This window comes from Streptomyces geranii (assembly GCF_002954775.1).
GTDB lineage: Bacteria > Actinomycetota > Actinomycetes > Streptomycetales > Streptomycetaceae > Streptomyces > Streptomyces geranii.
In genome coordinates, this window is record NZ_PJME01000041.1 from 35,885 (window position 1) to 49,496 (window position 13,612).

The 13,612-nt window shown below is 71.5% G+C and carries 12 protein-coding genes and 2 pseudogenes; 1 reads left to right on the forward strand and 13 read right to left on the reverse strand.

The window, feature by feature from the left end:
* Window positions 1-70: 70 nt before the first annotated feature.
* The 3 genes from CW359_RS33975 to CW359_RS33985 form a co-directional block, all read right to left on the reverse strand.
* Entirely contained in the window at window positions 71-1,558 is a 1,488-nt protein-coding gene (locus CW359_RS33975) for an alpha/beta hydrolase domain-containing protein (protein WP_232838730.1), read from the reverse strand.
* 128 nt (window positions 1,559-1,686) lie between these two features.
* Window positions 1,687-2,685: an inorganic phosphate transporter gene (locus CW359_RS33980; RefSeq protein ID WP_105974060.1), complete on the reverse strand. Its 999-nt coding sequence runs from the start codon at window positions 2,683-2,685 to the stop codon at window positions 1,687-1,689.
* 7 nt (window positions 2,686-2,692) lie between these two features.
* Window positions 2,693-3,313: a DUF47 domain-containing protein gene (locus CW359_RS33985; protein WP_105974061.1), complete on the reverse strand. Its 621-nt coding sequence runs from the start codon at window positions 3,311-3,313 to the stop codon at window positions 2,693-2,695.
* A 253-nt stretch (window positions 3,314-3,566) separates the two neighbouring features.
* Between CW359_RS33985 and CW359_RS33990 the strand changes: the two genes are divergently transcribed.
* Window positions 3,567-3,863 (forward strand): metal-sensitive transcriptional regulator, encoded by a 297-nt coding sequence (locus CW359_RS33990; protein ID WP_105974062.1) that lies wholly within the window; start codon window positions 3,567-3,569, stop codon window positions 3,861-3,863.
* A gap of 39 nt (window positions 3,864-3,902) precedes the next feature.
* Here the strand turns inward: CW359_RS33990 and CW359_RS33995 are convergent, their stop codons facing one another.
* From CW359_RS33995 to CW359_RS34040, 10 genes and pseudogenes are all read right to left on the reverse strand, one after another.
* Window positions 3,903-4,091 carry a hypothetical protein gene (locus CW359_RS33995; protein ID WP_105974063.1) on the reverse strand — a complete coding sequence of 63 codons (189 nt, stop codon included), beginning with the start codon at window positions 4,089-4,091 and terminating at the stop codon, window positions 3,903-3,905.
* 205 nt (window positions 4,092-4,296) lie between these two features.
* The gene (locus tag CW359_RS34000) at window positions 4,297-5,157 is read right to left on the reverse strand and encodes an SCO4651 family lipoprotein (RefSeq protein WP_105974064.1); all 861 of its coding nucleotides are present in this window, start codon (window positions 5,155-5,157) and stop codon (window positions 4,297-4,299) included.
* 331 nt (window positions 5,158-5,488) lie between these two features.
* Complete coding sequence (locus CW359_RS34005; RefSeq protein WP_105974065.1) at window positions 5,489-5,920, reverse strand: NUDIX hydrolase; 432 nt, start codon at window positions 5,918-5,920, stop codon at window positions 5,489-5,491.
* Window positions 5,917-6,561 (reverse strand): annotated as a pseudogene (locus CW359_RS34010) (CHAD domain-containing protein); the annotation flags it as partial. The gene CW359_RS34005 and the pseudogene CW359_RS34010, both read right to left, overlap by 4 nt.
* 708 nt (window positions 6,562-7,269) lie before the next feature.
* Window positions 7,270-7,770: pseudogene (locus CW359_RS34015) on the reverse strand (CHAD domain-containing protein); the annotation flags it as partial.
* Window positions 7,751-9,982 carry an RNA degradosome polyphosphate kinase gene (locus CW359_RS34020; RefSeq protein WP_198655498.1) on the reverse strand — a complete coding sequence of 744 codons (2,232 nt, stop codon included), beginning with the start codon at window positions 9,980-9,982 and terminating at the stop codon, window positions 7,751-7,753. The pseudogene CW359_RS34015 and the gene CW359_RS34020, both read right to left, overlap by 20 nt.
* A gap of 311 nt (window positions 9,983-10,293) precedes the next feature.
* The gene (locus CW359_RS34025; protein WP_105974066.1) at window positions 10,294-11,286 is read right to left on the reverse strand and encodes an ABC transporter permease; all 993 of its coding nucleotides are present in this window, start codon (window positions 11,284-11,286) and stop codon (window positions 10,294-10,296) included.
* Window positions 11,283-12,278 carry a cbb3-type cytochrome c oxidase subunit 3 gene (locus CW359_RS34030; protein WP_105974067.1) on the reverse strand — a complete coding sequence of 332 codons (996 nt, stop codon included), beginning with the start codon at window positions 12,276-12,278 and terminating at the stop codon, window positions 11,283-11,285. Before CW359_RS34030 ends, CW359_RS34025 begins: the two co-directional genes overlap by 4 nt.
* Entirely contained in the window at window positions 12,275-13,183 is a 909-nt protein-coding gene (locus CW359_RS34035) for an ABC transporter ATP-binding protein (RefSeq protein ID WP_105974068.1), read from the reverse strand. The genes CW359_RS34030 and CW359_RS34035 overlap by 4 nt, the downstream gene beginning before the upstream one ends.
* Complete coding sequence (locus tag CW359_RS34040; protein WP_105974069.1) at window positions 13,180-13,566, reverse strand: GntR family transcriptional regulator; 387 nt, start codon at window positions 13,564-13,566, stop codon at window positions 13,180-13,182. Before CW359_RS34040 ends, CW359_RS34035 begins: the two co-directional genes overlap by 4 nt.
* Between the last annotated feature and the right edge of the window lie 46 nt (window positions 13,567-13,612).

The window sequence follows — 13,612 nt, forward strand, 5'->3', positions numbered from 1 at the left end:
GGCCGCGGTCGTGTTGCGGTGTGGGGGCGGGCGGGCCCTGCTGCTTCGTGTCCGTCCGCCCCCGTGCGGGTCAGGCGCCGATGTCGGAGTCCCGGGCCGCTCGGATCAGTTCGATCGCGTCTGCCGGGCGGATGAAGCCCGCGGCTGTGGACCGGGCCGTGCTGGTTGTCCACCTTGTGACGAACTCGGTGTGGGTGGGGTACAGAGCGGCCAGTTTCTCCGCGCTGAACGGGGTGGTCGTGCCGAAGAGGAAGCAGGCCGCTCCTCCGGACTGGCCCAGGCCGGAGAGGGTGGCCAGCGGGGTGTCCACCTGTGGGGTGCGGATGCCGCCCTCCACGTTGCCGTGGGTGTCCAGGACGAAGGCGGGGGTCGGGCCCGACGTGTCCACCTGGAGGCGGGGTGCTCGGGCAGGGGGGATGCCCGTGGTCGCCCAGCGGTTCAGGGCGTACTGGGCGGTGTCCAGGACGTAGTGCGCCGGACCGGCGTTGACCGGGGAGGCGCAGCCGGTTCGGGTCGGGGGAGTGAGCAGGGCGTTCAGGTTCTGGAGACCTGCGGCGCCGCTGCCGTCGTCGCGGGGGCCGATGGAGAGGTAGGCGTCGGCGTGCGAGGTGCCGGCCACCTCCCAGAGCCGCAGGCGGGGGGTGTCGTCCTGGCGGGCGGCCAGGGAGCCGAGCGCCAGTACGTCGGTCTCGGCCTGGACGACGAGTACCGGTGCGTCGAGGTCGGTGCGGAGGGGGACCACGGAGGGGGTCGGGACGTTCGGCTGGGGTGCCTGGGACAGGGGGGCGCCGGTGCCGCTGCGGCTGTGGACCAGGAAGCCGTCGTAGACGGAGACCAGGGGGTGGACGGCGTTGATGTACGTGGTGAGGCGGAACGCGGACTGCGACTCGCCGTTGGCCAGCACGGTGCGCGGGCGCAGCCCGTCGAGGACGGTGGCTGCGGAGTCCCGTACGGCCTGGCCGGCCTGTGAGTAGATGTCGTAGGAGTAACTGTCACCCGGGTGGGACATGGCCGTGTAGCGGACCGGGTCGGCGGCCTTGGTGGCGTTCGCCCCTGCGGCCTGCGCGGAGACGCCGACCCAGGCGAAGCCCTCCCGGATCAGTTCGTTGTGGGTGTAGATCCACTCCGGGGCCGCGTCCACCCCGGCGGTGACGTTCAGCCACTCCACCACGACGGTGCCGTTGAACCGGGCGGGGTCGGCGGGGCGGTTCACGACCACGCGGGTGGTGTACGGGGCCGTGCTCGCGGGGGCGACCTGCCAGCGGCCGTCGGGTGTGAGGGGGGCCTCGGGTGCGTAGGCGGCGGCGGTGCCCGAGACGAGGTACTCGGACTGGGTGTAGCCGACGGTGCCCAGGTCGAACGCCGTCGTTCCGTAGAGGACGGGGCTGCCGTTGCCGCCAGTCACCGGGCCGGTGACGGTGGGCGCGGCTGCCGTGGTTGCGGTGGAGGGCGGCTGCGCGGTGGCTGTGGGGGTGGCTGCGAGCAGGAAGAGGGGGGTCGACGCCGCCAGTGCGAGGCACCTGCGGACGGCTTTCACCCACCTTAACTTCATGTGCATGACATCTCCTGGGAGGAGTCCGGGAGCGGGGTTCCCGGACTGGGTGCCCAGACGGTAACGTTATTGGGCATCCCTGTAAATGACGTTCTCGTTTTTCGGTATCGGTATGTTGCGTACGGTCGGCGGACCTACAGGAACGCCAGCCGGACGACCCCGTACCCCGCCGCCGCCACCCCCGCCGCCGCCGGCATCGTGATGAACCAGCCCAGGACGATGTTCTTGGCGACCCCCCACCGCACGGCCTTCACCCGCTTCGTCGCGCCCACGCCCATGATCGCCGAGGTGATCACATGGGTCGTGGAGACCGGGGTCTTGAAGAGGTACGCCGTGATGAACATGATCGACGCGCCCGTCGTCTCCGCCGCGAAGCCCTGGGGCGGGTCCAGCTCGATGATCTTGCGGCCCATGGTGCGCATGATGCGCCAGCCGCCCGCGTACGTGCCCAGGGACAGGGTCACCGCGCAGGCGATCTTGACCCAGACCGGGATCGGGTCGCCGTAGTCCTCCACGTCCGCGATGACCAGGGCCATCACCACGATGCCCATCGTCTTCTGGGCGTCCTGGAGGCCGTGGCCGAGGGCCATGCCCGCCGCCGACACCGTCTGCGCGATGCGGAAGCCGCGCTTCGCCTTGCTCGGGTTCGCCCGGCGGAAGATCCACATGATCGCCGTCATCACCAGGTAGCCCGCCAGCAGGCCCACCAGCGGGGAGACGAACATCGGGATGACGACCTTGTCCAGGACGCCGGACCAGTAGACCTTCGTACCGCCCGCCAGGGCCGCGCCCACCATGCCGCCGAACAGCGCGTGCGAGGAGGAGGACGGGAGGCCGAAGTACCAGGTGACCAGGTTCCAGGTGATCGCGCCGACCAGCGCCGCGAACAGGATCGCCATGCCCGAGGAGCCCTTGGGCGTCTCGATCAGGCCCTCGCTCACCGTCTTCGCGACGCCGTTGCCCAGGAACGCGCCCAGCAGGTTCATCGCGGCGGCCATCGCCAGGGCCGCCCGGGGGGTCAGGGCGCGGGTGGAAACGGATGTGGCGATGGCGTTCGCCGAGTCGTGAAAGCCGTTCGTGTACGTGAATCCGAGCGCGACCCCGATGGTCACGATCAGTGCGAAGGTGTCCATGTAGAGGTCAGGACTCCTTGACCGCGATGGTCTCCACCGTGTTCGCCACGTGCTCGAAGGCGTCCGCCGCCTCCTCAAGCACATCCACGATCTGCTTGAGCTTCAGCACCTCGATCGCGTCGTACTTGCCGTTGAACAGGTGTGCAAGAAGCTTTCTGTGGATCTGGTCCGCCTGGTTCTCCAGCCGGTTCACCTCGATCCAGTACTCCGTGAGGTTGTCCATCGTGCGGAGGTTCGGCATGGCCTCCGCCGTCAGCTCCGCCGCCCGCGCCAGCACCTCGATCTGCTGCTCGACGCCCTTGGGCAGCTCCTCCACGTTGTAGAGGACGACCAGGTCGACGGCCTCCTCCATGAAGTCCATGATGTCGTCCAGGGACGATGCGAGCGCGTAGATGTCCTCGCGGTCGAAGGGCGTGATGAACGAGGAGTTCAGCTGGTGGAAGATCGCGTGTGTGGCGTCGTCACCGGCGTGTTCGGCGGCCCGCATACGCTCTGCGATCTCGGCCCGGCCGGAGGCGTCCGCCCCGAGCAGTTCCATGAGGAGCCGCGAGCCCGTGACGATGTTGTCCGCGGAGGCGGCGAACATGTCGTAGAAGCTCGTCTCCCTGGGGGTCAGACGAAATCGCACTTGGGGTCCTCGGAGTCCTTCGGGTTCGGTCAGGCTGATGCTAGGCGCAACATCCGGCCACGGCTAACGGGTCGACAACGGGTCGTCCCCCAGTGTCGCCCATCGGACCGCGGGGACTGCACAGTGGTCTATACCCAGCTGTGCACCCCTTCGTACACCTGGCCCTGTACCCAGCAAAGTTGGTTACCATATACCCGGCAGGGGTATATGGGCGCTTTTGTGTCCCAGGTGTGTCCAACGGGAGGATCACGCGATGACGACCGACGTCGTGCACGGGTACCACAAGCAGAAGGACGAGCACCTGAAGCGGCTGCGCCGGATCGAGGGGCAGATCCGCGGGCTCCAGCGGATGGTCGACGAGGACGTCTACTGCATCGACATACTCACCCAGGTCTCCGCGTCCACCAAGGCCCTGCAGTCCTTCGCGCTCCAGCTCCTGGAGGAGCACCTGCGCCACTGCGTCGCGGACGCGGCCCTCAAGGGCGGTACGGAGATCGACGCGAAGGTGGAGGAGGCGACCAAGGCGATCGGGCGCCTGCTGCGCACCTGACCCACCCCGCGCTGCCGTCCCGTCCGGCTCCGGCGGTTTTCAGCCAGCCGACGTGACCTTGCGCCCCTCGCGTTCCTCCGCCACCTTCAGCACCCGGTCGATGCTCTCCAGGCTGAGCCGCTCACCGGCAGCCGCCGAGGCCGCGATGATCAGTTCTCCGCACAGCTCGATCTCGGCGAGGGCCACGTGGTCCTGAACTGCCGTACCGCCGACCGGAGCCACGTGCATCACCTCTTCTCTGCTGTCCCGCTTCCTAGAGTAGGCAGCGGTCTACACAACGCGCATGGCACGGACGGGCTAGTCCTTGCGCTACGGCGGACGCAGCCGGGGCGGTCCGGGTTGCCCGCCCCGGCTCACCTTCCCCTATTTCCGGACGCCAGTCCCGCCGTTTCCCCAGTCCCGCAGTTTCCCCGGTCCGGCCGTCCCGCCGGTCTCACTCCTCGGCGATCCGGCCCGCGTAGATGTCCGCGGGCCTCGGCAGTCGTACGAGCACGGGGGCCCCGAAGTCGTAAAGCAGCGTCGTCGAGGCGACCGCGACGGTGCTCTTGTGCTGGCCGTTGACGAAGCTGAAGCGGTGCAGCAGCTTGCGGATACGGCCCTCGTCGTCGAGGTACGCCTCGAACGGGACCTCGGCCGTGGCGAACCCTTTCGCCGCCGCTCCCAGCGGGCCCCTGTTGCCCGGCGAGGCGTTCTTCGAGGCCTCGGCGAGGTCGGCGGTGCCCCGGTAGTGTCGTACCTCGGTGCCGGCGACCCGGGTCCGGCCGACGTAGGTCGCCTCGCGCGTCCCGCGCAGGACCTCGGCGGCGGCGAAGGGGTCGGTGGCGCCGCCCGTCACCAGGTTGCCGTCGGACAGGGTCGCCGTGTCCACCCGTACCCATTTGTCGGCGGGCACGCCCGCGCCCCGGTTCTTCATGAACAGGGCGCCGGGGGCGAGGAGTTCGGTGATCGGGCGGTGCGGACTGGCTCCCGCCGGGTCCTGCGGGAGCATCACCGTCAGGCGGCCGAGCTGCTTGCCGTAGTCGTAGACGCCCTCGCCCCGGATGGTGACCCGGGTGCCGCCGGTGGCCATCTCCATGGAGGTGGTGGTCCGGGAGGTGCCCGCGTCGACCAGGGTTCCGGCGGCGCGGTGCAGGACCCGTACCGCGTCGGTCCTCGGGCGGGCGTCCGCGGTGGCCGGGTCCCCGAGGGCCGCCTCGCCGCCGCCCGTGCAGCCGGTGGCGCAGATCAGGAGGCCTGTCGTCACGGCGGCCCTGCCGACCGCCCCGCCCGCTCGCCAGTGCCGCCGCCGGTCCATCGCCGCCCACCCCCATGCCGGGCCGCCGGTGCACGGCCCCTGTCGTTCCGCTTAACGAGGGGTGGGGGAGGTTGTCACGCGTATACCGGTCCTTTGCCTGGGGGTGGGTACCGTTGTTCGTGTGGCGCAGCAGGAACGAAGCGAACCCTCCCGGTTTCCCGAAGAACACTCCGTTTCCATGGTGGAGCACGGCCCTTTTTGCTTCGCCAGATGCGTCTGCGGCTGGCGCGGGCCGGCCCGGCGGGCCCGCAGCATGGCCCGTACGGACGGCAAGGGGCACCACCAGGCGGACCGGCCCTAGCTCTGGCCTGGCTCTGGCCTGGCTCTGGTTCTAGCTCTGGTTCTGGCGGCTTCGCAGGGTCAGGAGTTCGTCGATCAGGTCCCTGTCGCGGGGCTGGGTCAGGCGTTCGCGGGCCTCGGCCGGGGGGAGCCAGAGGATCAGGTCGACCTCGTCGTTCGGGGCGAAGGTGCCCGACACCGCCTCCGCCTCCCAGTAACTCACCTGCTTGGGGCGGCCGTTGACGTCGTAGTGGGTGGGGGTGAGGGGTGCGCCGGGGGCGGCCTCGTAGCCCGTCTCCTCCTCGACCTCGCGCAGCGCGGCGGCGAGGGTCTCCTCGTCGTGCTTCAGCCGGCCCTTGGGGTGCGACCAGTCGTCGTACTTCGGGCGGTGGACCAGGCAGATCTCCAGGCCGCCGTCCACCGGAGAGCGGCGCCACAGGACGCAGCCCGCCGCGAATACGGGGTGTTCGTCGGCCGAGGTCACCTCGTGCTCATCGCCTTCCGCTCCCAGGACTGCTGGAACGCGAACCTCGCCGCCTCGACCTCGTGGCGCTGGTCGGCGTGGAGCACGCCGAGGGCGTACGCCGTCGCGGGGGCGATGCGCGGGGTGCGGGCCGCCGCCGCTGCCGCCGCCGCGGCCTCGGAGGCGTCGCGGTGGCGGTTGAGCGCCGTGCCCGCCGTCAGCATGCGCAGGTCCACGCGGGCCTCGTCGCCGTCCAGGACCTCGTGCGCGTAACGGCGCAGGCGCAGGAGGAGGCGGACGTGGTGCCAGGGGGCGTCCTGGGGGTGCGGGGCGGGGTCCGGGGAGAGGCCGTGGATGAGGGCCTCGGCGTTGTAGGGGTGGCCGGCGGTGAGGAGGGGGAGGGCGTTGACGGCGTCGCAGAGGCGTTCGTCCGCTGCGGCGGCGAGGATGCGCAGGTCGAGGGTGGCGCCGGAAGCCGCGGGGGTCAGGGGGACCTCGCTGGCCAGCACCGCCACGTTGTCCGCCACGGCGTGGAAGCGGCTTGAGCCCAGGGCTTGCAGGGCCGCGGAGTGGGCTCGGGTGCGGGCGAGGGTGAGCTGCCGTTCGAGCAGGGCGCCTGCCTTCGCGGCGCCCACGGTGAGGTTGCCGCGGTCGGGGGTCGCGGGGTGGGCCGAGGGGCCGGTGGTGCCGGGTTCCCCTCGCTTCAGGACGGCATCCGCCCTGGCGGAACGACTCCCCACGGCGGGGCTGGTCCGGCTGCTTGAGGCGGAGGCGGCTCGGCTGCCCGGTGCGGAGCGGGTGCCCGTGTCGGAGCCGCCACGGCTGTCCGCGACGGAGCCAGGTCGGCTGCCGTCGCCGAACCCGGCCCTGCCGTCCGCTGCGGAGCCCAGTCGGCCGCCCGGGGCGGAGCCGGTCCGGCTGCCGTCGGCGGCCCTGGCCCGGTTGTCCGCTGGTGAGCCCGTTCGGTTGCCTTCGGCGGAACCGGCCTGGCTGCCACCTGCGGCCCCGGCCTGGCTGTCCCCTGCGGAGCCGGTCCGGCTGCCGTCGGCGAAGCCGGACCCGCTGTCCGAGGCGTACCCGCCCCGGGCGTCCGAGGCAGAGCCGCTCCGGCTGCCAGCACTGCCTCCGGCCCGGCTGTCTGCAGTGGACCCTGTCCTGCCGTCCGTACCGACTCCGGCCCGGTCGTCCGTAGCGGACCCTGTCCTGCCGTCCGCACTGCCTCCGGCCCGGCTGTCCGCAGCGGACCCGGCCTGGCGGTCCGTACCGACTCCGGCCCGGCTGTCCGCAGTGGACCCTGCCCTGCCGTCCGTACTGCCTCCGGCCCGGTCGTCTGCAGCGGACCCGGCCTTACGGTCCGTACCGCCTCCGGCCCGGCTGTCCGCAGCGGACCCTGCCCTGCCGGCCTTGCCGACGGCTGCCCGGCTGCCCGTACCGCCGCCCGCCCAGCCGTCCACGGCGAAGCCGGTTCTGCCGCTCACGGCCGAGCCCCCGCCGCCGCCCTGTGCCGGGAGCGGGACCGTGCCCGAGAGGCGTTGCAGGGCCAGTAGCAGGCGTTCCAGGCGGGAGGCGTAGGCGTGTTCCCTTGCCAAGGTGCCTGACAGCCAGGCCAGTTCGGGGTGCATCGTCTCCGACCATGTGGGGTCGAGGAGCGGGCGGAAGGTGTGGAGGGTGCCCGTGATGCGGCGGGCCGCGTGGCGCAGGGCGCGGGCCGCGTCCACGGGGTCCTCCCCGGCGCTCGTGCCGGTCTCCCTGTGCAGGCGCAGGGCGCGGAGGAACTCCGTCGCCTGCGCCTGCAGGTAGTCCGCCAGCGCGTCGGCGGTCACGGGTCCGGCCGTCGTGGGGTCGGTCGGGTCAAGGTGTTGCTGTGCCACGCCTGCGCCTCCGGGCGTCTATGAGCATCTCCTGGACGTTGCGCAGAGGGTGCCCCTCCGCGTCCGTCGCGTGCCGGGTCCACTCGCCGTCCGGGCCCAGGTGCCAGGACTGTGTGGTGTCGGACATACCGGTTTCGAGCATCCGGTTGATCGAGGCCCGGTGGGCCGGGTCGGTGACCCTGACCAGTGCCTCGATACGGCGGTCGAGGTTGCGGTGCATCATGTCGGCGCTGCCGAACCACACCTCGGGCTCGCCGCCGTTGCCGAAGACGAAGACCCGGGAGTGTTCGAGGAAGCGGCCGAGTACGGAACGGACTCGAATGTTCTCGGACAGGCCAGGGACCCCTGGGCGTACCGCGCAGATGCCGCGCACCCAGACGTCGCACGGGACGCCCGCCTGGGAGGCGCGGTACAGCGCGTCGATGATCGCCTCGTCCACCATCGAGTTGACCTTGATACGGACGTACGCGGGACGTCCGGCACGGTGGTGCTGGACCTCCTTGTTGATCCGTGAGATCAGGCCGTCGCGCAGCGACTTGGGGGCCACCAGGAGGCGGCGGTAGGTCTCGCGGCGGGAGTAGCCGGACAGCCGGTTGAAGAGGTCCGAGAGGTCCGCGCCGACCTGCTGGTCCGCCGTCAGGAGGCCCAGGTCCTCGTACAGGCGGGCCGTCTTCGGGTGGTAGTTGCCGGTGCCGACGTGGGAGTAGCGGCGCAGCGTGTCGCCCTCCTGGCGGACCACCAGGGACAGCTTGCAGTGGGTCTTGAGGCCGACGAGGCCGTACACGACATGGCAGCCGGACTCCTCCAGCTTGCGCGCCCACTTGATGTTCGCCTGCTCGTCGAAGCGGGCCTTGATCTCGACCAGGACGAGGACCTGCTTGCCCGCCTCCGCCGCCTCGATGAGCGCGTCCACGATCGGGGAGTCGCCGGAGGTGCGGTACAGGGTCTGCTTGATGGCGAGGACGTCGTCGTCGCCCGCCGCCTGCTCCAGGAACGCCTGGACCGAGGTCGAGAAGCTGTCGTACGGGTGGTGCAGGAGCACGTCCCGTTCGCGCAGGGCGGCGAAGATGTCCGGCGCGGACGACGACTCGACCTCGGCCAGATCGCGGTGGGTGCCCGCGATGAACTTGGGGAACTTCAGCTCGGGCCGGTCGAGGGAGGAGATGCCGAAGAGGCCGGTGAGGTCGAGGGGGCCGGGCAGCGGGTACACCTCCGCCTCGGTGATCTTCAGTTCGCGTACGAGCAGGTCGAGGACGTAACGGTCGATGGACTCCTCGACCTCCAGGCGCACCGGCGGGCCGAAGCGGCGCCGCATCAGTTCCTTCTCCAGGGCCTGGAGGAGGTTCTCGGCGTCGTCCTCCTCGACCTCCAGGTCCTCGTTGCGGGTGAGGCGGAAGGCGTGGTGCTCCAGCACCTCCATGCCGGGGAACAGCTCTTCGAGGTGCGCGGCGATGACGTCCTCGATGGGCACGTACCGGCTCGGCGAGGCCTCCAGGAAGCGGGAGAGCAGCGGCGGGACCTTGACGCGCGCGAAGTGGCGGTGTCCGCTCACCGGGTTCCGTACGACGACCGCGAGGTTCAGGGAGAGGCCCGAGATGTACGGGAAGGGGTGCGCGGGGTCGACGGCCAGCGGGGTCAGCACCGGGAAGATCTGGTGGCGGAAGAGGGTGAACAGGCGGGCCTGCTCCTTCTCCGTCAGCTCGGCCCAGCGGACCAGGTGCACGCCCTCCTCGGCGAGCGCCGGGGCGACGTCCTCCTGGTAGCAGGCGGCGTGCCGGGCCATCAGCTCGCGGGAGCGGGCCCAGATCATCTCCAGCACCTCGCGGGGCTGGAGGCCGGAGGCGGAGCGGGTGGCGACGCCGGTGGCTATGCGGCGCTTGAGGCCGGCCACCCGGACCATGAAGAACTCGTCCAGGTTGCTGGCGAAGATCGCGAGGAAATTAGCCCGTTCGAGGAGCGGGGTGTTCGGGTCCTCGGCCAGTTCGAGCACCCGCTCGTTGAACGCGAGCCAGCTGCGCTCCCGGTCGAGGAAGCGGCCCTGCGGCAGCAGTTCGCCGTCGTAGGGTGCCTCCTCGTACTCGTCGAGGTCGGCGTCGATGTCCGGCTCCAGGTCGGAGACCACGGCCGACACCGTGTGCGGGCGGTGGGAGGTCAGGGAACCGACGGACGGCTGCGCGTGCTGTACCTGCGACTGGGCGTTTGGCTGGCTCATGACCCCATTGTTCCGCGCCCGGCCCGGGACGGGCGCGTCGGAACGCGCGGGCGGGAGCGCGGCCGGGACCGGCTGGGCCGCTCCGGTCCCCTGGATGCCCTCTGGGGGCGGTGAAGGCTCAGGCACGGCGGGCGTCATTGGGTGAGCGTCGCAAGCCTGGCTGAATCACTGGTTACGGGGACATGACGTGCGGGATATCGGGGGGCGGCTCGCAGGTGTGACCGGTGGGGCGGGCGGGGGTACGGACGGGGTGCGCGTATGCCCCTTCTCCCCGGTGGAAGGGGCATACGCGAGCCTGTGTCGCCGCGTCCTCAGGCCGTGCGGCGGCGCAGCAGCCAGAAGGCGGCGGCCGTCGCGGCGGCGGTGACGGCGAGGACGATGCCGGTCTCCATGAGCTGGAGGGGCCAGAAGTGGGAGGAGGGGTGGTAGTCGCGGTAGTAGCCGACGACGTCACGGGCGGCGCGGCACTCGTCGTAGGCGCAGTACGGGTCCGGGACGCGGGACCCGCTGGAGGTGATGACACCGTCGCCGACGACCATGCCGGTCGACTGCTGCGGGTAGCCGGTCTTCCGGGTCAGGGTCTCGGCCGGCCACAGGTGCGGGCGCAGGCTGCTGATGACGCTCGCGAGGGTCAGCAGGGCCACGACGGCGATGCCGAGGGCGGGCAGCGAGCGCCGTGCGAGCAGGCCCGCGAGGGCGCCCACGGCCAGGCCGAGCAGGGCGTACGCGGTGGCGAGGGTGCCGTTGGCGACGAAGTAGCTGCTCTGGTTCCACTCCCAGGTGCCCGCCGACCCCCACAGCTCGCTGTGCCTGTCCCACATCAGGCGGTGCAGGAGGGTGAGGAGGACGGTTCCGGTGACGAGCAGCGCGGCCGGTACGGCGAGCTTGGCGGCGAGCCAGCGGGTCGGCGTCACCGACTGCGTCCAGGCCAGCTGAGCGGTGTCTCTCTCCAGTTCACGGCCGATCAGGGAGCCGCCCGCCCAGGCGGCGGCGAACAGGGGGACGAGACCGATCAGGCGTCTGGCGACGGACTCGGCGAAGCCGAGCTGGGCGCGTTCGGTCCCGGAGTAGTCGCAGGCCTGTTCCACGACCCTCTCGCGGCAGCCGGACCTGCTGAACGTGCCGAAGGCCGCGTCGAGCGCGAATCCATAGATCCACAGCAGCGCACAGGCGGCCACGGCGACGTACAGCAGCCAGAACCGGAGTGCCGGGCGATGCAGGCGGAGCGTGACCCGGACGAGACCCTGGAGGGCAAAGGCGCGCCCGGGTCTTTCGAGGGCCGCGGGTGCGGTCTTGACGGTCATGCGGCGGCTCCCGAACGGCGCTTGAGGAGGGCGAAGGCGACGAGTACGGCCGCTGCCGCGAGGGCGAGGAGGATGCCCGTCTCGACCAGCTGGAGGGGCCAGAAGTGCGAGGCCGGGTGGTAGTCGAGGTAGACACCGGCGACGTCGTTGCGGGCGACGCACGAGGCCTTGCCGTCGCAGAACAGGTCGGGGAGGCGGGCGCCGGTGGAGGTGTAGGAGCCCCTGCCGACCCACATGTTGCCGATGTCGTCGAACCCGGTGGCGCTCTTCCGGGTCTCGGCCGGCCACAGGTGCGGACGCAGGTTCTGGAAGAGCCGCAGGACGATGCCGGTGCCGACGAGGGCGATGCCCAGGGCGGGCAGCGAGCGGCGCACGATCATGCCCACGAGGGCACCGAGGGCCAGGCCCAGCAGGGCGTAGGCGGTGGCGAGGGTGCCGTGCAGCTCGAAGATCCCGGTGTCGTACCAGTTCCAGCTGTCCTGCCGCAGTTCGGGAGTGGCCGCCCACATCGCGCGGTGCAGCAGGGTGAGCGGGAGGATGCCCGCGACGATCAGTACGGCGGGTACGGCGAGCTTGGCGGCGAGCCAGCGGGCCGGGGTCACGGACTGGGTCCAGGCCAGCCGGGCGGTGCCGTCCTCCAGTTCGCGGCCGATGAGCGAGGCGCCCGCCCACGCGGCGATCAGGATCGGGGCGACGGTGAGGAGGGCGCTGCCGAGGCCGACGCCCGCATCCCAGCGGGCTCCGTGCGGGCCCAGCGTGTCGCAGCCGAGGTCGGGCATGACGCTGTCACGGCAGCCCGACCTGGCCAGCTCGTCCATGGCCGCGTTCGCGCCCGGCCCGTACGTCCACAGGATCACCCCGGCGGTCACGGCGACGTACAGCAGCCAGAACCAGAGGGCGGAGCGGTGGACGCGCAGCAGGGCCCAGGTGAGGCCACTGGGGCGGAGGGCGCCGCGTCTCGCGGGTGGCGCGAGTGCGGTCGTGGCGGTCATACGGCGGCCTCCACCGGCTCGGCCGGGTCGTCGGCGTCGTCGGAGTCCAGGTGCAGCGACGGCGCCTCCGGGGAGCGGAGGTGGGCCAGGACCAGTTCCTCCAGGGTGGGGGTCGTCCGCTGCCAGGTTCCGGCGAGGCGGCCCCCGGGGCGTATCAGGGCGGTGGTCTGACGGCCCGTCGTGCGGGACTCGATCACCGTGTGGCCGTCGAGGTCGGCGGCCGGGCCGGTGACCAGGGTGTGGGCGGTGAGCAGGTCGTCCAGCGGGCCTGCGAGGCGGACCCGGCCCGAGCCGATGAGCAGGACGTGGTCGCAGGAGCCCTCCAGCTCGGCCACGACGTGCGAGGACATGACAACCGTGGTGCCGTGCTCGGCGGCGTCGGCCATCAGCGTGCCCATCAGCTCGTGCCGGGCGAGCGGGTCCAGGTCGGCCATCGGCTCGTCCAGGAGCAGCAGTTCGGGCCGCTTGCCGAGGGCGAGGGCGAGCGCGACCCGGGTGCGCTGACCGCCCGAGAGGACGCGGATCTTGGCGTCGAGGTCGAGGGCGCCGTCGGCGACGACCCGCTCGGCGACGGCCCTGTCCCAGCGCCGGGGGTTCATCTCCCGGCCCCAGCGGAGGGTTTCGGCGACGGTGAGCTGAGGGTGCAGGGGCTTGTCCTGGGCGACGTACGCCATGCGCTCGCGCGCCGCCGCCGGGCTGGTGCCCAGGACGGTGAGCGTGCCCTCGGTGGGCCTGAGCAGACCGGCCGCGTGGGCCAGCAGCGTCGACTTGCCCGCGCCGTTGGGCCCGACGACCGCGCAGACGCGCCCGGCCGGCAGCCGGAACGCGCACTCGCGCAGCGCCCAGCCCTTCCGCCGGCCGAACCGCTTGCCCAGCCCGGCCGCCGCCATGGCGGTGTCGCTCATCCCTGGTCCCCCTTGAAATGCGTGTCGAGTACGGAGTTGAACAGCGCCGCCACGTCGTCCCGTTCGAGCCCGGCCGCGCGGGCCCGGTCGGCCCAGTCGGCCAGTTCGGCGCCGAACGGGGAGTCCGCCGGGGCCGCCCCCAGCGACTTCCGGACGAAGGTGCCGAGACCCCGCCGGGCCTCGACCAGGCCCTCGCGCTCCAGCTCGCGGTAGGCCTTCAGGACGGTGTTCGGGTTGATGGCGGTGGCCGCCACGACCTCGCGGGCCGTGGGCAGCTTGTCGCCGGGCTCCAACAGGCCCAGGCGCAGGGCCTGTTTGGTCTGCTGGACGATCTGGAGATAGGTGGCGACGCCGGTGCGCCTGTCGATGCGGTACTCGACCACGCGTACAACCACCCTTTCACTAATTGAGTAGTGAAAGGGTGAACCA